Source organism: Helcococcus ovis, assembly GCF_004524775.2.
Taxonomy (GTDB): Bacteria; Bacillota; Clostridia; order Tissierellales; family Peptoniphilaceae; genus Helcococcus; species Helcococcus ovis.
Window position 1 is genome coordinate 462,177 of record NZ_CP119081.1, and the last position, 21,526, is coordinate 483,702.

The following is a 21,526-nucleotide window of genomic DNA, read 5'->3' on the forward strand; positions in this document are numbered from 1 at the left end:
AGGAAGTAATGTACGATTTAAGAAATTTAACAATTGATGATATAGAGCTTAATATTGACTCAAAGGATTGGATAGATTCAATAAGAAAAGCATCAGTTAAATTAATAGATAGAAAGATTATTGAAGAAAAGTATGTAGATGCGATGATAGATAGTGTACTAAAATTTGGACCTTATATAGTTATAGCTAAGAATGTTGCTTTAGCTCATGCAAGACCCGAAGATGGTACTATTGAGACAAAATTGTATTTTACAACATTAAAAAATGATATTGAATTTGGTGAATTTGATAATGACCCGGTAAAACTATTGATAGTTTTATCTGCTAAAGATAGTGACAGTCATTTGGAGTTATTGTGTCAGTTAGGCACTATATTAGAAAATAGAGAAATAGTTGAAAAGCTTTTAGATGCTAAAACAAAAGAAGAGTTTCTAAATGTTATTTTGGAGGCTTTAGATGAAATTCAATAAACAAATAATTGCAGAAATGGAAAAAGCATATTCTGTTAATAATTTTATTGTTGACGGAAAATTAAAATTTATAGTTGGTACTGAAAAAAATGGGCCATTAAACTTATTTGATGCAAATGGTAAATATGAGGAAACTATTGTAGAGGAATATGGAGGGGTAATGTCAATTATCCCCGTTCCAAATCAAGAAAATAGCTTTTTAACCACATATAAATTTTATTCTCCAAATGATGGATATGATGCTAAAATTGTTCAGGTAAAAAAACGTAATGGGAATTGGACTGTTAATGTGATAACTGATTTACCATTTGTTCACAGATTTGATATTTTAAGCAATGGTAAAGAAAACTATTTAATAGCATGTACAATAAAAAGTGGATTTGATTTCAAAAATGATTGGAATCAGCCCGGAAAAATTTATATTGCAAAATTACCTGAAAATTTAGATAACTTTAATGAAAAAAATCAATTAAAGGTTGAAGTATTAAAAGATGGATTAACAAAAAATCATGGATTTTATAAGGTAAATGGTGAGAAAGAATATGCTCTAATCACATCGGAAAATGGAATATTTAAGGTTATCCCACCTCAAAAAAGCGATGAATGGTTAATAGAAAAAATTTTGGACCAATCGACGTCAGATTCTTTAATATATGATTTAGATGGTGATGGAAAAAATGAATTAGTAACATTTTCAGAATTTCATGGCGATCATCTAGATATTTATAAAGAGGTTAGTGATAACAATTATGAAAAAATATATTCATATAAAAAACCTATAAGATTTTTACATGCACTTAATGTTCAAGTTATAAATGGTAAACCTTTATTATTTGTTGGACATCGTGGTGGTGAAAGAGATTTATTTGCATTAACATTTAATGATACTCTTAATACATTTGATAGAATTGATATTGATAGTAAAATTGGACCTGCTAATGTATCATCTTATATTTTTGAAAATAAGTATAGAATTGTATCAGCTAATAGAGAAACTAATACTGTTACATTTTACACATTGGAGGACTAAATGAAATATCAATTAGGACTTTATGAAAAAGCATTACCTAGTAATTTAACTTGGGAAGAAAAATTTAATATTGCCAAATCTGCGGGTTATGATTTTTTAGAAATTAGCATTGATGAGACAGATGAAAAGTTAAGTAGATTAGATTGGACTAAAGAAGAGATTAATTCATTGATTAGTATTATGCAAAAAACAGATTTTCCTATTAGATCAATGTGTTTAAGTGGACATAGGAAATATCCTTTGGGATCATTAAATGAACAAACCCGTCTGAGAAGTATTATGATTGCAGAAAAAGCTATTAATTTAGCAGATAAATTAGGAATTAGGATAATACAATTAGCAGGATATGATGTTTACTATGAAAAAAGCAATGATGAAACTAAAAAACTATTTGAAGTAAATTTAAGAAAAATGGTAGAAATGGCATCTGCTAAAGGAATATTATTAGGTTTTGAAACTATGGAAACTGAATTTATGGATACAGTATCAAAAGCGATGGAATATGTAGAGAAAATTAATTCACCATATTTAGGGGTGTATCCTGATTGTGGTAATTTGAATAATGTGGCAATAAAATATGATAGAGATATTTTAGATGATATAGATGCCGGTGTGGGGAAAATACTTGCTTTTCATATTAAAGAGACTGTTCCGGGTAAATATAGAGATATGCACTTTGGTGAAGGCGATGTAGATTTTGATAAAATATGTAAAAAATTATATGAATTAAAGATAAATAGATTCGTTACTGAATTTTGGCATTTAGGTGAAGATAACTATATAGAAATTGTAAATGAACAATGCAAATTTGCTAAAAATGTTCTTGCTAAATATTACAATTAGGAGGGATTATGCTTGAAGAATTGAAAAAAAGAGTTTATGAGGCAAATTTACTTCTTCCAAAATATGATTTAGTAAAATTTACTTGGGGAAATGTAAGTGAAATTGATGAAGATAGCAAAATTGTCGCTATTAAACCCAGTGGCGTTGATTATGATAAATTAAAAGTTGATGATATAGTTTTAGTGAATCTTGACGGAGAAATAGTAGAGGGGGATAAAAAACCTTCATCGGATACGAAAACACATTTGGAGATTTATAAAAAATTTCCGGAAGTAAAAGGTATAGTTCATACTCATTCTCCATATGCAACATCATGGGCTCAAGCCGGGATAGATATACCATGTTTTGGAACTACGCATGCAGATTATATTTATGGCGATGTACCGGTTTTAAGAAATTTAACTCAAGAAGAGATTGATGATGATTATGAAAAAAACACAGGATTATTAATAGTTGATTATATGAAAGATAAAGAATTTACAAAAACTCCAGCTGTTTTATTGAAAAATCACGGATCATTTGTTTGGGGAAAAGATTGTTTTGATGCGGTGCATAATTCTGTTGTATTGGAAGAAGTTGCAAAAATGGCTACTTTTACAATTTTGATAAATCCAAATGCTGAAAAAACACCAAAAAGAGTTCAAGATAAACATTATTATAGAAAACATGGTAAAAATGCTTATTATGGACAGTAATTGATAAGGAGATAATATGAAGTTTTTTTTAGATACGGCAAATGTTGATGAAATAAAAAGAATAGACGATCTAGGGTTGGTAGATGGGGTTACTACAAATCCTACACTAATTTCTAGAGAAGGAAGGGATTTTGAAGAAGTAATCAAAGATATTTGTTCATTTGTAAAGGGACCGGTTTCTGCAGAAGTTATAGGTTTAACATCTGAAGAAATGGTTAAAGAAGCTAGAATAATTTCTAAATGGGCAGATAATATTGTTGTTAAAATTCCGATGACTGAAGAAGGATTAAAAGCAATTAAAATTTTATCACAAGAAGGAATAAAAACTAACTGCACTTTAATTTTTTCAGTGGCTCAAGGGCTGTTAGCTATGAAAGCCGGAGCTACATATATAAGTCCATTCATTGGAAGAATAGATGATTTAGGTAAATCCGGTATAGAGTTAGTTGAAGATTTGAGATATATAATAGATATGTATAATTTCAAATCGGAAATTATAGCTGCATCTGTAAGGACATTAGCTCATGTTGAGGAATCAGCAAAGGCAGGAGCACATATTGCAACAATACCTGGAACATTATTCCCTAAATTATGGAATCATGCTTTAACTGATAAAGGAATTAATGATTTTTTAAGTGATTGGGAAAAATATAAAAAATCTATGAAATAATTTTATATAACGGGAGAAAATGAAAATTGTCATATCTCCCGTATATTTTATAAAAATTTAGTGTAATTTTAGAGAGGAATATTATGGAAAAGAAAGTTATTGATACGATAAGAGTATTATCTGCAGAAATGGTTTTAAAAGCAAATTCTGGACATCAGGGGACTCCAATAGGGGCTTCTCCAATAGGATATGTTTTATATAATGATGTAATGAAATATAATCCTAAAAATCCGAAATGGTTTAATAGAGATAGATTTATTTTATCAGCAGGTCATGCATCAGCTTTACAATATTCTTTATTACATTTATTTGGTTTTGATTTAAGTATGGAGGATATAAAAAATTTCAGACAATTGGGCTCAAAAACACCGGGACATCCAGAATATGGATACACAGATGGTGTTGAGGTTACAACCGGACCATTAGGACAAGGTGTTGCTAATGCTGTTGGCTTTGCAATGGCGGAAAAACATTTAGCTGCAAAATATAATACAAAAGAAATAAAATTAATAGATCATTACACATATGTGTTAGCTGGTGATGGATGTTTGATGGAAGGTGTGTCAAATGAAGCATCATCTTTAGCGGGTACATTAGGACTTGGAAAATTAATCATGTTGTATGATTCTAATAAAATTACGATTGATGGAACAACTGAAATAGCATTTTCTGAAAATGTTGCAAAAAGATATGAAGCATTAGGATGGCAAGTATTAGATGTAAAAGATGCAAACGATATTAATGCGATTAGAGAAGCTATTGAAGATGCTAAAAAAGATAGTAAAAGACCAACATTAATAGAAATTCATTCTAAAATAGGATATGGAACTAATAAGGAAAATACATCAGCTGTTCATGGTAATCCCTTAAAATTGAATGATATAGAAGAAATGAAGTTAAATTTAGGATATAATGTTAAAGAAATGTTTACAATCGATAAGGATGTAAGGTCATATTTGGATAATGTAATATCAAGACATAAAACATATGAAGATGAATGGAATAAATTATTAAATGAATATAAAAATAAGTATCCTGAAAAATATGAATCATTTATAAATGCTGTTAATAATTCTTATGATTTTAGTTTTCTGAATGAAGAAGATTATTATAAATTTGATAAGGATTTGGCGACTCGAGCTTCTTCCGGAGTTGTAATTAATAAAATTGCAAAATATTTTGATGGATTTTTTGGAGGTTCTGCTGATTTAGCCGGTTCAAATAACACTACAATAGAAGATGAAACATTCTTTTCGAAAGAAAATCCTATTGGAAAAAACATTCATTATGGTATAAGAGAACATTCAATGGCTGCTATGGCGAATGGAATAAGCTTACACGGAGGTTTATTACCATATACAGGTACATTTTTATCATTTGCTGATTACATGAAACCTGCTATAAGATTATCTGCTTTAATGCATCAAAAAGTAGTGAATATATTCACTCATGATAGTATTGGATTAGGAGAAGATGGTCCTACACATCAAGCTGTTGACCAATTACCAATGTTAAGGTCAATACCAAATTGTATAACTCTTAGACCTGCTGACAACAGAGAAACTGCGGCATCATGGTCATATATATTACAATCTAAAGGTAGACCTGTTAATTTAATACTAACAAGACAAGTTGTGCCATCAATAGAAAATACAGGAATCAATTTATTTAAGGGAGCATATATCTTAAAAGATTTTGGAGATAATCCTGAAGTTATATTAATGGCATCAGGCTCAGAGCTTCAATTAGCATATAAAGTTGCTGAAAAATTATTTGAACAAGGAAAATCTTCAAGAGTTATTTCTTTCCCTTCAATTGAATTATTTGAGGAACAATCAGATGAATATAAGAAAGATTTATTACCGGATAATATAAAAAATAGGGTATGCATAGAAGCCTCATCAGAAAAATCATGGTATAAATACTTAGGCATAGATGGGTTATTAATAGGAATGGAAACATTTGGAACATCAGCACCGGCTGAAGTTGCTTTTGAATATTTTGGGTTTACAGTAGATAAAATTTTACACAAAATTAATAAAAAATATTATAACTAATAGTAAAAAAGATAGTATAAATTATTTTAAGTTAAATAATTTAGCTATCTTTTTAATATTTAAAAGTTCTAAAAATAATTTTAAATATTAATTTTTTGTAACAATAATGACAGTTACAAATTCTAAAAATATGTTAATATAAATATATAAAGTTTAAGGAGGTAATTTTGAAAAATATAAAAATATATATGCTTGATTTTGTTTATTCACAGCATTTATGTAAATTATTAAACCGTTATGATGATATAAATTGTATTATTGTCGAAGAATATAATAAAAAAGATACAAATTATATATATGTTACAGACTTTTACGTTGAAGATAATATTAATTTAATAAAGTTAACAAGCGAAAAGGAAAAGTATCAAAATGTTGACAATATATATCAAATGATTATTAATAAATATACTTTAATTAATCATTATTCTAAAGAAGTTAAAATAATTTCATTTGTAAATATTACAGAAAATAAGCCTTGTAACAAATTAGCCACTGATTTATATAAGGAATTTAATAAAAAATATAATTCTCTTTTATTAAATTTTAATTACTATTACAATTATAATTTGGTAGAAAATGAATTAGGAATAGACTCTTTATTATTTGTAGAAGAAAATAGTGGAGATGTTGCTGTTAATAGTTATAAAAATTTTAATTATATTGGTGCTTCTTCTATACCGATTGAAACAAATAAACTTGAAAATACTAAAAAAATATTAAAAACTATAAAAAAATTAAATTATAATTATATTATAGTCGATTTAAATTTTAATTTAACACAAAGAAATTTAGAAATCTTAAAATATTCAGATATAATTATATATTATTTTCCTACAAATTCCGACGAAATTTTTATTTCAAAAAACATTCAAAATATAAATAATTTTCTAAATAATACCAATGATACAAAATTGACAATTGAAATTAGGCCTATAAAATCAGGATATAATTTAAGACTTAATAATGAAAATATAGAAATCAATTCTTTATCAAAAATGGTTGATTTAATATGATTGATTATAAAGATGTAAAAAAATATATTAAGAGTTATGAAATTATAACGCTTAATGATAATCAATTAAATCAGTATTTTAATAATGCAATCTTAAATTATTGTAATGCAGAAAAAATAACAATTGATATTGATGAAATAAAAGTTATTATAAAAGATTTATATTTTGAATATAGAGGGTTAAGCATAATAGATAAACTGTTAGAAGATGATGAAATAAATGAAATAATGGTTAATTCATTTAATAATATTTTTATAGAATATAAAGGAAAAATGGTAAAAAGTAATCTTAAATTTTCTAATGATGAACATTATAACAGGATTATACAAAAAATAGTTAGTGATGCTGGAAGAGAGGTTAATGTTTCAAATCCAATAGTTGATGCAACATTATACGATGGGTCAAGAGTTAATATTGTTCTTCCTCCAATTTCTAAAGATAATCCTTCAATGACTATAAGAAAATTTTCTAATAAAGTAATTACTATAGATGATTTAATTCAATTTAATACAATTGATGATAAAGTTGCTAAATTTATTAATGATATAGTAAAAGCTAAGTATAATTTAATAATTAGTGGAGGGACTTCAACAGGTAAGACAACTTTTTTAAATGCTATTTCAGAATTTATTTCAAATGATGAAAGAATCATTACAATAGAGGATTCTAGAGAACTTAATTTAATTAATAAAGAAAATTTAATAAGCTTAGAAACTAGAAATTCTAATAATTCTAAAAGAGGGGAGATTAACATTAAAGAACTTATTAAAACATCATTAAGAATGAGACCTGATAGAATAATTGTAGGTGAAGTTAGAGCTGATGAATCATTAGATATGCTGCAAAGCATGCAAACTGGACATGAAGGAGCTTTAACTACTATTCATGCCAATTCTGGAAGAGATTTATTGTCAAGGCTTGAAACAATGGTTTTAAGAGCGAGTGATGATATTCCGTTGGAGGCTATTAAAAGATTAATTAATTCTTCAATAGAAATTGTTATTCAATTAAAAAGAGTTAATTATTTAAAAAGAAGAGTTGTAGAAATATCTGAAATAATGCAGGCTGAAAATGGAGATACCATTATAAATCAAATTTATAAATATAATTATAAAACTGATAAATTAGATAAAATAGGAGAAATTAAAAATGTAGAAAAACTTGAAAGGTTAAACAATGAAAAATAAACAAATTTTGAGCTATTTTATATCATTTTTTTTAGTATTTTTGTATACATATATTTTTTTTAATTCCTTAGTATTTTCTATTATATTTTCAATTTTAGTATCAATAAAATTTTATAAACATATTTTTGAAGTTTTTGAAAAGAAAAATTTAAGATTAAAAAGAATAATGTTTAGAGAATTTTTAGATATTTTGAATTCAAATATTATTTCCGGTGAAAATTTTTATAATTCATTAAAAAACACATCGAAAGAAATAAAAAATATTTTCCATGATAATACTTATTTAGTTAAATATCTTGATGATTTAGTTTTAGATATTGAAAATGGTAAAAATATCTCGACTGCCTTAAGTGATTTTAAGAAAAGAGCTGATTTAGAAGAAATAGACATTTTTGTAGATAGTATAATTTTATCAATTCAAATGGGTATAGATTTATCTAAAATTATAAATAATAGTAAAAATATGTTATCTGACAATATAAGTTTGGAGTTAGAGCTATCAACTATAGTGGATAATTCCAAAAAAGAATTTTTAATAATGATTTTTTTACCGATTTTTGTATTGCTTTTAGTTAATAATTCTTCTATTCATGGATTAAGACTATCAGATTATTTAATAAGAGTTCCTGTGTTTATTTCATTTGTTTTTGCATTTTTTTTAGGTGATAAAATTGTGAATTTGGAGGTGTAATATTAAATATTTATTTTTGATTTTATTTACAATTATTATTTTAACATCAAATATATTTTATATTATAAATTATAAAAAAATAATTTCTATTAAGGATACTTTTGATTATAAATCTGAATGGAAAAATAATTTAATTTTACCTTTTAATTATTTGGTAAATAAATATTATTACTTTTTTTCTAAACTTGTGTCTCCAAAATTAAAAATTGTAATTAAAAATTTATATGGAGAAGAAAATCTTAAATATCAAGAAATTTTATTTATCAGTATTAAGATTTGTATTTTATATAATTTAATTATTTTATTTTTATTTCTAATTTCGATATTTTATAATTTTCTATTGTTTGTCCTATTTTTAATTTTTATATTCATTTTTAATCATTATATAAATACTATAAATATTATTAAATATGAAAAACAGAAAAAGAAATTCAAAAATGATTTGCCGGCTTTTATATCAAGATTATCCTTAATGATAAATTCAGGAATACAGTTGAGAGTCGCTATAGATTTTATAACTAATAATTCAAATGGTGAAGTTGTTGAAAGCTTAAAATTAGTAAATTCTTTGATAAAAAATGGAATGAGTGAAGTAGAAGCTTACAATCTTATATTATCTAGAACTGATGATTTACTGATCAGAAAATTTATCAGTAATATTATTCAAAATATTGAGAAGGGAGGTGATGACTTAGAAAATATTTTAAAAATGGTAAAAAAGGAAGGTGATGAATTTAGAAAAAATGATCTAATACTTAAAACTCAAGAAGCAAATAGAAAACTGTTAATTCCAAATATAATTATTTTTATAGGAATATTACTTATGGTAATGATCCCGATTTTATTAAATGTTGCATAGGAGGAAAAATGTTAAGAAGAATATTTAATTCGTTTATCAAGAACAACAAAGGAGAAGTTAATATGATAGCTATAGTTTTAATATTATTAGTTGTAATTATATTAGCTGTTATATTTAAGGATGGATTAGCTAATTTATTAAAATTAATTTTTACAAGATTAGAAAATGATATTAGTAATTTTCAATAAAATAATAAAAAATGAGAAAGGAGGAGTACAATTTATAGAATCAGCAATTATATTTCCGGTTTTACTATTGTTTCTTAGTTTGTTGTTTGTTATATCTATAAAGATATTTAGTGCTAGTTTATTAGCTGAAAAATCATATGTTGAAGGTAGAAAACTTTTATTAAAAACGAAAAGTGATTTTAGATTGGCTAAAACTATTTCAAAAGAAGAAGTATTAAAGACTAATTTAGATTTACGAAATTTTTCAACAAATTTTATAAAAGATAAAATTAAATTAAAATTGTATGAAAATATATTTTATAATATTGTAAATATCAATAAAAATCAAGAATTGATAATAAGCACTAAAAAGATTTATCAATCTGATATAAATAGGAAATTAGATTTTGCGAAAGAAATATTGAATGATGTTAAGGATGTAAAATTTGGAAAATATACACTAAGTGGAATTTTTGATTGTGTAAAAGGATTAGCGGATAATATAAAAAATAAAATGATAAAATGATATACAAAAATAGGGGAGTAATATCAATATTTTTAGCTTTAATAATTCTTCCTGTATATTCATTTGCAATATTGACCATTGATATTGTTAAAATTTTTACTGCACAAACGCAGTTGCAAATAACCAATGAAAAAGCTATAAATTCTGTATTATCATATTATGATAAAAATTTGTACAAAAAATTTAATATTTTTGGAATAAATTATGATAAAAATTTTTTAACAGCTTATTTAGATGATGTATTAAGAGAAAATATAGAAAATGATACTAGCAAGTTCTACAATTCTTCACTAAAATCATCAGCGATAAAAATAAATGAGTCAGATTATTTATTGAATAATTCTAATTTAGAAAGACAAATAATTGATTACATGAAGCTTAAGGGACCGTATATGCTAAGTAAGGGAGTTTTAAATTTAATTGATATTACAAAAAATACAAAAAAATTTAATCATGTATTAGAAAAAAAATTAAACTATGAAGAAGAATATTCAAAAGTAAATGGAGGTTTAGATGATTTATTTAGATATATGAAGCAGTATGATGAGAAATTTGAAGAAATAAACTTAAATTTTTTTAATATAAATAAAAATTTAGATAAGTTAAAAAAAGAATTGAAAGAAAAATATAATTTGAATATTGGAAAAGACTTTAAGGGGGGATTTGATAAATTAGAAAAAACAAAAAAGATAGAAATTAATAATATAATAAAGGAGTATAACACTGCAAATTATAAATTAAGATCTGATATATCAATATTAAAAGTTTTATATGAAGATATGATTCATTCACTTAAATCTTTAAGTGAGTCATCAGACAATTTGCAAAAAAAGCTTAATGACTGGGGAAATTCAATTAAATATATGGAAAATTCAGAAGTTAAAAATAATTTTACTGCTGATTATAAATCAACTAAATTCGGTTTTACAAAGGATAATATTTATAGATTATTGAATAAATTAACTGAAACGCAGGGAAATATTGATAAAATGTTAAATATTTTAGATCCAAGCAATTCAGTTTATAATCTTAATATTGATAAAATTTCAAAAACAGTTGCTAAATTTGATATTAATCACATAAAAAAAATGCCCAGTTTGCGAAATTTTAAGATATATAAATTTGCATTAAACAATTTTAAATCAAAAATAGACTCAAAAAAATCATATGAAGCTAAAAAAAATAGAAAATTTTTAGAAAAATTTGGAGAAAATTTAGATGAAGTAAATAAAAAAAGTACAAATAAATCTTTAACAGATTTTATAAACTCTGAAAATAAAAATAAAATTATTGATTATTCATCATATGAAAATTTTAATATTAAAAATAAAAATAATATATCTAACTATAAAAATATACTAAATAATATCTCAGAAATATTTCCTTCTAACATATCTAAAAGTTTAGAAAATATATTAATATCACAATATATAATTGAAAAATTCAATAATAAACTTAAATACAATGAAGAGTTTAATAATCAAGTTGAGTATATTTTATTAGGAAATGACTTATTAAATAAAAATGAATCGAATATTAATAATTATATTTTTGGAATAAGATTTATCTTAAATTCTATTTATGCATATACAAATTCTGATTTAATAAATGAAGCAAATATAATTGCTACTGCAATAGCAGGTTTTACAGGATTTGGAGTTCCATTAATCAGATCTATGATACTTGCTTCAATGAGCTTTGGAGAAAGTATTATAGATTTAAAAACTCTAAATTCAGATAAAGCTTTAGAAGCTTTTAAAAACAAATCTAATTGGATTGTTTCTATCAAAGGATTACCAAAACTTTTGGGGAAGACTGTGAAAGATATTTCAAGTAGTGCTATAGATAATATTTATGAAATAATATCAGATTATACTGATGATAAGGTTGATAAATTAAATAAAAACTTAGATGAATTTATAAACCAAACTATAGATGGTGTAAGTCAGTCAATTATATCTGAAATTATTTCACCTCTACAAGTGGCGATTATAAATTCTGTAAATTTAGAAAAAGATGAGATTAATGAAAATATTAATGAAGCAATAAGAGATATTGAAAACTCTATAAATTCTGACGAATCCAATATAAAGGAGCTTAAAATAGACATTTTAAATTATCTCAAAAATAATATTAAGATATCCGAAAAAATAAAAGAAATATCAATGGATAATTATTTTGTGGATTTAACTAAAAAAATAGAATTTAAAATTATTAATTTTACATCTAAATATTCAAGAGAATTAAAGGATAAAATAAATTCAATATTAGATAAAAACAAAATTGATCAAAAAGAAAAAGTAAATAATTATATAGATTCATATGTCAAAAAATTAGGTTACAGCGGAGAAATTAAAACAAGAGGCGGTACAAGTGGAATGAGTTTTAAATATAAGGATTATTTAATATTATTAGGGTTTATTAGGCTATCAAGCGGAGATCGAGAAAATATAATTAAAAGAATAGGGCTTTTGATAGATTATGAAATAAAAAAAATTGATTCGAAATTTGATATTACAAATTTAATTGTAAATTTGTCTTTTGAAACGAAAATTGATATAAATACTTGGTTATTAAAAAAATACATATTTTTAGAAGAAATAAAAAGAGAGATTAATGGAGGTTATTAATGAAAAAAATACTAATTTTATTTACTATTATAGGGATTATTTTAACGGGTTGTCAAAATAAAGATTTAAGCCAAGGTGAAGATGAATTTGAGTTTAAACAAAAAATATCAGGAGTTAATATTTATTTACCTAAGAATTGGTTAACAAAAAGAGGCATATATGGTGATTATTATAATGAGATACAAAATTTTATATTATATAAAGATATTGAAACAGATAATCCTGAAAAAGAAATTATAGAATCGTTAAATTTTTATAGACATGATGATTTTAAAATGACTGAGGAATTTTCTAATTTATTAAGTAATAATGAGATAGAAATAGAAAGAAAAAATAATATTTTCAAATATATTAAAGGTAAAAAATTAGATAAAGTTATTGTGCTTATTGCATCAAAAAACAAAGAAAATTTGAATGACATTTATGAAAAAGTATTTAAATAGGGGATCTTTAACTATAGAAGCAAGTTTAGTTTTTATTCTATTTACAATAGGATATTTTATCGTAAATAATGTTGCCATTAGTATAATGACAGAATCTTTGACAAGAAAGGCATTATTTGAAACTGGTTTGGAATTTAGCACATATATAGAAGTTATAGATAAATTTGAATATACAAATTCATTAAAAACAACAACTTTTGATATAAAAGAGTACGAAAATATAATTACTGATGGGATAGGGAAAGAAATAAGTTTTGAAAATTTTAATGTTATTATAGCAGATTTGAAAAGATTATTAAAACATGATATGAGTGGTGAGTTTAAAAGAATAGTTTATAACAATATATTAAAAAAAATATTTTTAGTTAAATTAAATGATATTTCTAAAAATTTTAATTTAAATAAATCCACTATAATAAATGGAATTACGGGAATAGAGTTTTTTAATTCAAAAATTTTAGAAAACTCAAATAGATTAGAAATAAATTTGAAATATAAAAATGAAATTGGTAAATTTGGGTTTTTATCATATAAAAATGAGGTAATTCAAAAGTTTTTAATAGATACTTGGATTGTAAATCATAATAAAAAACATAAAAAATCTATTTGGGATGAAACAAATTTTGAAAGAGGCAGATATTTTGCCGGAAATGTTAGAAAAAATGACAAACTAATTGAAATAAAAATAGGAAAGGGTATTGATTTGTTTGATTTTGAAAATAATACTGCGATTAAAGTTTACTCAATAAATATTTTTGAAGAATTTTATTCAAATAAAAATTTAGATAAATATCAAATAAAAGAAGAATTTTTTAATTTGATTAAAACATATAAAAACAAATTTAAAAAAGACTTAATAAAATACAAAGAAATAGAAAGTATTTCAGGAAGAAAAATAAAACTAAATAATCCCAAAACTAAATTAATTTTAATCTTACCTGAAGAAGCTAAAAAATTAAGTGATATAGAGGTATATATTAAAAAGATAAATGATATTATACCATATGAAATAAGATATATGGAGAAAGCGTTTAATGATAATTAGTTTAATATTTTCATTATATATGAAAAATAAAAGGTATATAAATTATAAATATATATTTATAGCTTTAATGATTATAAATTTTTTAAATTTTAATTTATTCAATTATCATGATTATTTTATTATATCTATTTTATTGATTTTAAGCTTTATTGATATAAAAGAAATGATAGTTCCGAATTCTTTGGTATTAATTTTATCATTGTTTTCCTTAAAAAATTTCAATTATAATTTGCAAATCGAATTTTTTGATTATATTACAATAATATCTTTTATACTTCTAATATTTTACTCAGGAATCAAATCACAAATAGGAATGGGAGATGTGAAACTTTTAATATCTTTATATTTAAATAAAGGATTTGAATTTACGGGGCAGTTATTTTTTGTCATATCTATATTAGTTTTTTCTACATCAATATTTCTTTATTATAATTATAGAAAAAGTACAATCTCATTCCCTATGGTTCCTTTTATAACATTATCATACGTTTTACTAATGGGGGTATTATGAATAAATATATAAATTTTTTATTAATTTTATTTGTGTTTTTTTTGTGGATATTTATAACAAATAAAGATAATGAAAACATTAAAATTTCTAAAGAATATATAAAAAATGGTGATATGTATTTTGATAAAAAAATTTATTTAGATGCATTAGAAAATTATAAAAAATCATATGAATTAATTAATGATAAAAATATAAAAATAAAGATTTTTGAATCATATTTAGGTTTGGGCAAAAACAAGGAAGCTTTTTTATATCTAAATTCATCCAATTTTGATAATCAATTTATTTTAAAAAATCAGGAAAGAATATTGAATAAATTCATAAAACAAAAAGATTATAAAAATTATAATAAATATCTTAAACTATCGGACAAAAGCATTTATGAAAAATTTAATAATAAATATTTCGGAAAAATAATATATTTTGAAAACTTTTATGATGATGTTAATTATATTCCTTTGGATAAAGATAAATTTATAGTGAAAAATAGTGGTTGGAAATTTGTTAATAACAAGGGAAAGTTTGTTAGCCAAAGATACGATAAAATTTATGGATACGAAAATAATTTTATGACCGTAAATGACAAAAATATAAATATTATTATTGATAATAATAAAAACATAAGAGGAAAAATTATAAGTGGTAATATCTACAACTTTCAAAATAATTATATTGTAAAAAAAGAAAATGGAAAGTATATTTATATAACACGTTCTGGTGAGGAAAAATCATGTAGCTTTAATAAAGCTAGTAATTTTCAACAAAATTATGCAGTTGTAAATAATAAAATTATAAAAATAATTGATAAAAACTTTAATACAGTAAAAGTGTTGAAAGGAAATGACTTTAAGGTAGATATAAGAAACAATGCTATTTATAACAATAAAATAATTATTAAAAATAATAATAAATATATGCTATATGATATAAAAAAAGATCTATATTCAGCGGAATATGAGGATATTGATTTTGATTATGAAGGATTAATAGCTGTTAAAAAACAAGGCAAATGGGGATACATTGACTCAGATTTTAATAAGAAAATAGACTTTATTTATGATGATGCAAAATCATTTAGTAATGATGTTGGTATAGTAAAAATAAAAAACGAATATTATCTTGTAAATAAAAAAAATGAAAATATAAAAAAGTTGGATTTTGAAATATTTACGTTTAATAAAGATGGTATAAGTTTTGCTAAAAAACAGGGAAAATATGTAATGGTAAAATTAATGAGGAGAATTAATGATTAAAGAATTAAAAAATGAAAATATAAAAGATAATATAATCCTTAAAATGATTGAGTTAAACGAAATTGAAAATTTATTAAAATTCAAAATATACAAAAATAATATTGAATTTAATATTGATGGGAAAATTTCATTAGAACAAAAATTTAAGGGGCAAGTAAATGATAAATATTTCTTGGAAATATTTTATAAAATATTAGATGCATTATCAAAACTTGAAAAATATATGATTACATCTAACAATATATACTTAAATAGAAAAGAAATATATCTAGATCAGGATAATAATGTTTTTTTTATGGTAGATCTAGTTGGAAAATCAGAAAGTGATATTAAGGACATATACCAATATTTTATGGTAAATGTTAATTTTGATATTAAAAACAATTTAAATGAGTTATTTAGAATAAACACATATTTAAATTCAGAGTATTATACAGTAAATGGATTTAAAAATATATTAGAAGAAATATTAAAAGAAGAAATATTAAAAATAGATGAAGGCATTAGCCATAATAAAAGTGAAAAAGAAAAAGAAGATAAAATAGATAAAAAATTAATCAAGAAAAATAGAATATTTGAAGGCATAAGTAGTTATATCAAAAAATTTGATAAAAAAATTTGACAAAATAAAAAAACTAATGTAATATAAAAAAGTCGCTTGAAGTGATAAAAATATTTTGGAAATATAAAAAAATAATATTAAAAAAATATTGACAAAGTGATAAAAATAATGTATTATTAAATAGTCGCTTGAGAGAGTTTGAAAATAAAAGACTTGACAGGGGAAAATAAATATAGTATATTAAATAAGTCACATAGTGGCCCTATGGTCAAGCGGTTAAGACATCGCCCTTTCACGGCGGTAACCCGGGTTCGAATCCCGGTAGGGTCACCAAATATATGGGCGTTTAGCTCAGTTGGGAGAGCATCTGCCTTACAAGCAGGGGGTCATAGGTTCAAGTCCTATAACGCCCACCATATATACTTTTAATTAATTGGCCCGGTAGTTCAGCTGGTTAGAATGCAAGCCTGTCACGCTTGAGGTCAGGGGTTCGAGCCCCCTTCGGGTCGCCAATTATATTTTTGATAATTAAATAAGTAGTACGCTGGTGTAGCTCAATCGGTAGAGCAATTGATTTGTAATCAATAGGTTGGTGGTTCAAGTCCTCTCACCAGCTCCAAAGATGGAGGAGTTCCCGAGTTGGCCAAAGGGGACGGACTGTAAATCCGTTAGCTTCGCTTTCAGTGGTTCAAATCCACTCTCCTCCACCAATTAAACTTTATAGGTTTATTCAAAAATTTGCGGGTGTAGCTCAGTGGTAGAGCCCCAGCCTTCCAAGCTGGTTGCGAGGGTTCGACTCCCTTCACCCGCTCCAACTTGGACCTATAGCTCAGCAGGATAGAGCAACGGCCTTCTAAGCCGTGTGTCAGAGGTTCGAATCCTCTTAGGTTCGCCATAATGGGGTATAGCCAAGTCGGTAAGGCACAAGACTTTGACTCTTGCATTTCCTAGGTTCGAGTCCTAGTACCCCAGCCAAATATGACCCGTTAGCTCAGTCGGTAGAGCACTTGGCTTTTAACCAAGGTGTCCGGAGTTCGAGCCTCCGACGGGTCACCATTTTTTTATAATTTATGTTCTTAAGGTACGGAGGGGTACCGAAGTGGCCATAACGGGGCGGTCTTGAAAACCGTTTGTGTGAAAGCACGCGTGGGTTCGAATCCCACCTCCTCCGCCAACTTTGGAGAAGTACTCAAGTGGCTGAAGAGGCTCCCCTGCTAAGGGAGTAGGTCCTTTACGGGACGCGAGGGTTCAAATCCCTCTTTCTCCGCCATAAGCACTTCTGTATTTTGTAAGAGAATTAGCCTGGATAGCTCAGTAGGTAGAGCAACGGATTGAAGCTCCGTGTGTCGCTGGTTCAATTCCGGCTCCAGGCACCAATTTAACCAACTTAATAGCCTTAGGGGTATAGTTCAGTTGGTAGAACGTTGGTCTCCAAAACCAAATGCCGAGGGTTCGAGTCCTTCTACCCCTGCCAATTATTTTGTTTATGGACCTGTAGCTCAGGTGGTTAGAGCGCACGCCTGATAAGCGTGAGGTCGATGGTTCGAGTCCATCCAGGTCCACCATCCTAATTTATAGGGGCCATTAGCTCAGTTGGTTAGAGCGGCCGGCTCATAACCGGTAGGTCCTTGGTTCAAGTCCATGATGGCCCACCATATAACTAATCTGTGAGTTTATCACGGATTTTTTATTTTTAATAAGTTTTTATAAGCCTATAATCTAATGATTATATTTTTTTTAGGTTCTTTGTAAAATACCCATAGGGCACAAATAGTGTTGGTGAAGAACTAAAGTAACATATTTAGAGAATTAGAGAGTAAAATTTCTAATTCTCTTTTTAATTTGTTAATATCTTTTTAGGTTTTCTAGTAATTAATATTGGTTATTTGTCAAATAGTGTTGAGTATAAAATTAACTTGCACTATTTGTTGTAGAACCATTTTTATAGATAGATTTTTTATGAAAAAAATATAATACTTATGGTTATTTTTATATTGTTATTAACTACATGTACAGAAAATAAGACTTTTTCAAAAAATATTTCTACAGCTTAAAAAAGTAGTGCTATCGGTTTAAATAAGAGGATTATTTTTAGATTATAATATGTACCATTGCAATTTTAGTATATCATTTCAAAAATACCACTTAAAAATCAATTTTTAAAATTTGAGATGTAAAATTGGTTTAGATTATGGTCAAGTCCTAAAAGTAGTGCTACGGGAAAATTTGAGTCGAAAAATCTTAAAGGCGTGACAGATGCGGATTTACAGTTTGGAAAATTGAGAAACCAAGGAAATAATAATAGTCAAAAAAAAAGAAAACAAAATTGTAAAAGATGTTAGAGTAGGTGTAATTAAGTTTATTGAAGAACAATTTGCTAATGTAAATATAAAAAAATTGATAACAATAACCTTAAATATTATGTAAATAATAAATTTAACAAAAAAAATTATCAGAAAGAAAGGCTTCCTATGAAAACCAGTATAACATAAGAAATGAGATTTCGTCAAAAAGTTGTAGAATATGCGATAAAACACAAAAATAATGCAGAAGCATCAAGAAGATACAAAACTAGCAGACAACAAGTATAAAGATGGCTAAAAAAATATTGTTAGATGGTTTTCTTATCACATATGTTTGACAACTCTAGAATGTAAATGATAAAATGAATTTTAACTTAAATGAAATTTCGGGAATAAGATTAACGGGGAATACAATAAGTTTTATCCTAGAGTTTTAAATATAGAACTTTGTGATTATTGTAATTTTTATTGTGGACACTGTTATAAAAATGCTCATAGAAAAAATAAACAATTTTTAGAATCGTAATAATTTTAAATATAATTTAGGTTTTATGATTAATAGGACATATTTAGAGAAGAGTAAAGAATATAATAAATTTATCAATAGCTTAAATTATAATAAAATAATTTTTCTTTTGCTGAAATTACAGGTAGATTAAAATGTAATGACAATATTTGGATATTGAAAAAATCCGAAAAGAAATATATAGTAGAAGAACTTTTATCAAATATTAATAAATATACTAAAGATGAAGAATATAGTTTTGATAAATATAGAAGATGTACTGCTGGTACTTTAAGTTATAGTATTGACGAACTTGGAAATTTAGGGTTTTGTCAAGTTTTGGGAAGTAAAAATTATATTTTGGGAGATATTTTTACTATAGAAGAAAGAGCAAAAAATAATACTTTTGATATTTTAGATGAAGTTAAAAAAATAAACTAAATAATTCAATAAATCGAATGTGTAGATATTATGGGGTTTAGGTGAGATGAAAAAAAAAGAATTTATATTGAAGAATAAAAAAATATTTTTTTTAATTATGTTTTTCACGTTTTTAAGTACAGCATTTATTTCATTGGTTCCTATATCTACAAAAAATATTATAGAGAATTATTCTAATTTGAATCTGGAAAATGTACTAAGATATGGTTCTATTTATATAATTTCTATTGTTTTATTTTTATACTTTGAATATAAAAAAAAGGTTACTATTGCGTTATTTGGTTATAACTATTTTGTCCAGACAAAACAGGAAGTTTTTAATTCGATTTTGAAAATTACACCTAAGAAATTAAGAGAAAAAAATTTAGGAGATGTAATTAATGCTATTACAAAGGATACTGAATTAGTTTATGAAAACTATATACATAGTTATATTTCATTGTGTATTAGCATTATATCTTTTATTGTTTACGTTAGTTATATGATTTATCTTAATTGGATCTTAACTATAATAATTATTTTGAGCTCAGCTATATCATTCTTTATTCCTAAAATAGTCGGTAATAAAATGAGTTATATGAGAAAAGAATATAGTGATAGTTGCTCTGAATTAATTTATAATTTAGAAAATTTATTGGGTGGAGTGGAAATATTTAATTATAAGACAAATAAATATTTTTCAAGAAAATTTCAAGACTATAACCAAAAGACTGAAGAAAAGGGATTAAATTTACTCAAATATATATCGTTTACGAATATTTTTTCAGGAGCATCTTTATATTTTATTAATATTATGACTTTTGTCATAGGGATGATATTAGTATCAACAAATATGATAAAGATATCAGAATTGATTGCGATAATAGGATTTGTTGATTTGGTTGCTATACCAACTAGAGATATAATTCAACTGATTATAACAATGAAATCCACATCTGACATAATTAAAAAACTAGATTTTTATCTGATTGATGAAAATAAAAATATTCAAAAGATAGATAGTTTTGAAAAAATTGAAATAAAAAACTTAAGCTATAGTGTGAATAATTTTAGAATAGATGATATAAATATTAATTTACAAATAGGTAAAAAATATGTAGTAATTGGAAAAAATGGAAGTGGCAAATCTACAATTATGAAGTTGCTTTCAAAAAGAATTCAGCCTAATCCTAATCAAATATTTATAGATGGTAAAGATATTATTAATTTAGAAATAAGAGATTTAATACTTTATCTTTCTAAGTTATTTATAATAAATGATACTATAGATCAAAATATAAAAATGTCTAATTCTAATATTAAAATAGATGATAAAATTTTTAGTATTGTAAAGGGTATAGAAAATCAAGAATATAAAAGTTTAAGTATGGGTGAAAGAGCAAAAGTAAATATTGCAAGAGCACTTAATAGTTATCATCCAGTTTTAATATTAGATGAGTTTTTTGCAAATATTGATGAAAAAAGTGAAATAGATCTAACGAAACTTTTAATTAAGTCGGATAAAACAATCATTTGTATAACACATAATTTAGAGAAAGAATATTTGAATATGTTTGATGAGGTAATTCAAATATAAATATTCCAATTAAAAATGAACTGACCCCAAAAAGTTGGACCTAAAAAAA

General features: G+C 24.8%; 21 protein-coding genes and 15 tRNA genes. All 36 read left to right on the forward strand.

Annotation, left to right across the window (positions count from 1 at the left end; translation table 11 throughout):
- Positions 1–8 precede the first annotated feature (8 nt).
- Positions 9–470 (forward strand): PTS sugar transporter subunit IIA, encoded by a 462-nt coding sequence (locus EQF90_RS02140; RefSeq protein WP_134710475.1) that lies wholly within the window; start codon positions 9–11, stop codon positions 468–470.
- The gene (locus EQF90_RS02145) at positions 457–1,500 is read left to right on the forward strand and encodes a hypothetical protein (RefSeq protein ID WP_134710477.1); all 1,044 of its coding nucleotides are present in this window, start codon (positions 457–459) and stop codon (positions 1,498–1,500) included. Before EQF90_RS02140 ends, EQF90_RS02145 begins: the two co-directional genes overlap by 14 nt.
- Positions 1,501–2,343: an L-ribulose-5-phosphate 3-epimerase gene (locus tag EQF90_RS02150; protein WP_134710479.1), complete on the forward strand. Its 843-nt coding sequence runs from the start codon at positions 1,501–1,503 to the stop codon at positions 2,341–2,343.
- 8 nt (positions 2,344–2,351) lie between these two features.
- Positions 2,352–3,038, forward strand: coding sequence for an L-ribulose-5-phosphate 4-epimerase (locus tag EQF90_RS02155; RefSeq protein WP_134710481.1), 687 nt, complete (start codon positions 2,352–2,354; stop codon positions 3,036–3,038).
- Positions 3,039–3,054: 16 nt separating this feature from the next.
- Positions 3,055–3,708, forward strand: coding sequence for a fructose-6-phosphate aldolase (gene fsa / locus EQF90_RS02160; protein WP_134710483.1), 654 nt, complete (start codon positions 3,055–3,057; stop codon positions 3,706–3,708).
- Between the two features lie 83 nt (positions 3,709–3,791).
- Positions 3,792–5,765: a transketolase gene (gene tkt, locus EQF90_RS02165; protein ID WP_134710485.1), complete on the forward strand. Its 1,974-nt coding sequence runs from the start codon at positions 3,792–3,794 to the stop codon at positions 5,763–5,765.
- A gap of 167 nt (positions 5,766–5,932) precedes the next feature.
- Entirely contained in the window at positions 5,933–6,778 is an 846-nt protein-coding gene (locus EQF90_RS02170) for a hypothetical protein (RefSeq protein WP_134710487.1), read from the forward strand.
- A complete protein-coding gene (locus tag EQF90_RS02175) occupies positions 6,775–7,965 on the forward strand; it encodes a CpaF family protein (RefSeq protein WP_134710489.1) in 1,191 nt (396 codons plus the stop codon). Before EQF90_RS02170 ends, EQF90_RS02175 begins: the two co-directional genes overlap by 4 nt.
- Entirely contained in the window at positions 7,955–8,656 is a 702-nt protein-coding gene (locus EQF90_RS02180; RefSeq protein WP_134710491.1) for a type II secretion system F family protein, read from the forward strand. Before EQF90_RS02175 ends, EQF90_RS02180 begins: the two co-directional genes overlap by 11 nt.
- Positions 8,657–8,843: 187 nt before the next feature.
- Positions 8,844–9,515 (forward strand): type II secretion system F family protein, encoded by a 672-nt coding sequence (locus EQF90_RS02185; protein WP_280633447.1) that lies wholly within the window; start codon positions 8,844–8,846, stop codon positions 9,513–9,515.
- A gap of 8 nt (positions 9,516–9,523) precedes the next feature.
- Complete coding sequence (locus EQF90_RS02190) at positions 9,524–9,703, forward strand: Flp1 family type IVb pilin (protein ID WP_134710496.1); 180 nt, start codon at positions 9,524–9,526, stop codon at positions 9,701–9,703.
- Positions 9,681–10,208: a hypothetical protein gene (locus EQF90_RS02195; RefSeq protein ID WP_134710497.1), complete on the forward strand. Its 528-nt coding sequence runs from the start codon at positions 9,681–9,683 to the stop codon at positions 10,206–10,208. Before EQF90_RS02190 ends, EQF90_RS02195 begins: the two co-directional genes overlap by 23 nt.
- Entirely contained in the window at positions 10,205–12,838 is a 2,634-nt protein-coding gene (locus EQF90_RS02200; RefSeq protein WP_134710499.1) for a DUF5702 domain-containing protein, read from the forward strand. The genes EQF90_RS02195 and EQF90_RS02200 overlap by 4 nt, the downstream gene beginning before the upstream one ends.
- Positions 12,838–13,281: a hypothetical protein gene (locus EQF90_RS02205; protein WP_134710501.1), complete on the forward strand. Its 444-nt coding sequence runs from the start codon at positions 12,838–12,840 to the stop codon at positions 13,279–13,281. The genes EQF90_RS02200 and EQF90_RS02205 overlap by 1 nt, the downstream gene beginning before the upstream one ends.
- Positions 13,262–14,326, forward strand: a complete 1,065-nt coding sequence (locus EQF90_RS02210; RefSeq protein WP_134710503.1) for a hypothetical protein — start codon at positions 13,262–13,264, stop codon at positions 14,324–14,326. Before EQF90_RS02205 ends, EQF90_RS02210 begins: the two co-directional genes overlap by 20 nt.
- On the forward strand, positions 14,316–14,837 hold the full coding sequence (locus tag EQF90_RS02215; RefSeq protein WP_134710505.1) for a prepilin peptidase: 522 nt from the start codon (positions 14,316–14,318) through the stop codon (positions 14,835–14,837). Before EQF90_RS02210 ends, EQF90_RS02215 begins: the two co-directional genes overlap by 11 nt.
- Positions 14,834–16,090: a WG repeat-containing protein gene (locus EQF90_RS02220; RefSeq protein WP_134710507.1), complete on the forward strand. Its 1,257-nt coding sequence runs from the start codon at positions 14,834–14,836 to the stop codon at positions 16,088–16,090. The genes EQF90_RS02215 and EQF90_RS02220 overlap by 4 nt, the downstream gene beginning before the upstream one ends.
- Positions 16,083–16,712 (forward strand): DUF6382 domain-containing protein, encoded by a 630-nt coding sequence (locus tag EQF90_RS02225; protein ID WP_134710509.1) that lies wholly within the window; start codon positions 16,083–16,085, stop codon positions 16,710–16,712. Before EQF90_RS02220 ends, EQF90_RS02225 begins: the two co-directional genes overlap by 8 nt.
- A 198-nt stretch (positions 16,713–16,910) precedes the next feature.
- Positions 16,911–16,985: transfer RNA gene (locus EQF90_RS02230), tRNA-Glu, on the forward strand.
- A 7-nt stretch (positions 16,986–16,992) separates the two neighbouring features.
- Positions 16,993–17,068, forward strand: a tRNA-Val gene (locus tag EQF90_RS02235).
- Positions 17,069–17,087: 19 nt separating this feature from the next.
- Positions 17,088–17,164, forward strand: a tRNA-Asp gene (locus tag EQF90_RS02240).
- A gap of 31 nt (positions 17,165–17,195) precedes the next feature.
- A tRNA-Thr gene (locus EQF90_RS02245) sits at positions 17,196–17,271 on the forward strand.
- Positions 17,272–17,276: 5 nt separating this feature from the next.
- A tRNA-Tyr gene (locus EQF90_RS02250) sits at positions 17,277–17,362 on the forward strand.
- Positions 17,363–17,392: 30 nt separating this feature from the next.
- Positions 17,393–17,466, forward strand: a tRNA-Gly gene (locus tag EQF90_RS02255).
- Positions 17,467–17,470: 4 nt separating this feature from the next.
- Positions 17,471–17,547 (forward strand) — tRNA-Arg (locus EQF90_RS02260).
- Positions 17,548–17,550: 3 nt separating this feature from the next.
- A tRNA-Gln gene (locus EQF90_RS02265) sits at positions 17,551–17,627 on the forward strand.
- Positions 17,628–17,632: 5 nt separating this feature from the next.
- Positions 17,633–17,708, forward strand: a tRNA-Lys gene (locus tag EQF90_RS02270).
- 29 nt (positions 17,709–17,737) lie between these two features.
- Positions 17,738–17,826, forward strand: a tRNA-Ser gene (locus EQF90_RS02275).
- A gap of 5 nt (positions 17,827–17,831) precedes the next feature.
- Positions 17,832–17,922, forward strand: a tRNA-Ser gene (locus EQF90_RS02280).
- Positions 17,923–17,952: 30 nt separating this feature from the next.
- Positions 17,953–18,028: transfer RNA gene (locus EQF90_RS02285), tRNA-Phe, on the forward strand.
- Positions 18,029–18,050: 22 nt separating this feature from the next.
- Positions 18,051–18,126: transfer RNA gene (locus EQF90_RS02290), tRNA-Trp, on the forward strand.
- A gap of 14 nt (positions 18,127–18,140) precedes the next feature.
- Positions 18,141–18,217: transfer RNA gene (locus EQF90_RS02295), tRNA-Ile, on the forward strand.
- Positions 18,218–18,230: 13 nt separating this feature from the next.
- Positions 18,231–18,307: transfer RNA gene (locus EQF90_RS02300), tRNA-Ile, on the forward strand.
- 840 nt (positions 18,308–19,147) lie between these two features.
- Positions 19,148–19,243, forward strand: coding sequence for a helix-turn-helix domain-containing protein (locus EQF90_RS08355; protein ID WP_245151509.1), 96 nt, complete (start codon positions 19,148–19,150; stop codon positions 19,241–19,243).
- 394 nt (positions 19,244–19,637) lie between these two features.
- Positions 19,638–19,901 (forward strand): hypothetical protein, encoded by a 264-nt coding sequence (locus EQF90_RS02305; protein WP_134710511.1) that lies wholly within the window; start codon positions 19,638–19,640, stop codon positions 19,899–19,901.
- Between the two features lie 46 nt (positions 19,902–19,947).
- Entirely contained in the window at positions 19,948–21,477 is a 1,530-nt protein-coding gene (locus EQF90_RS02310; RefSeq protein ID WP_134710513.1) for an ABC transporter transmembrane domain-containing protein, read from the forward strand.
- The last annotated feature ends 49 nt before the right edge of the window (positions 21,478–21,526 follow it).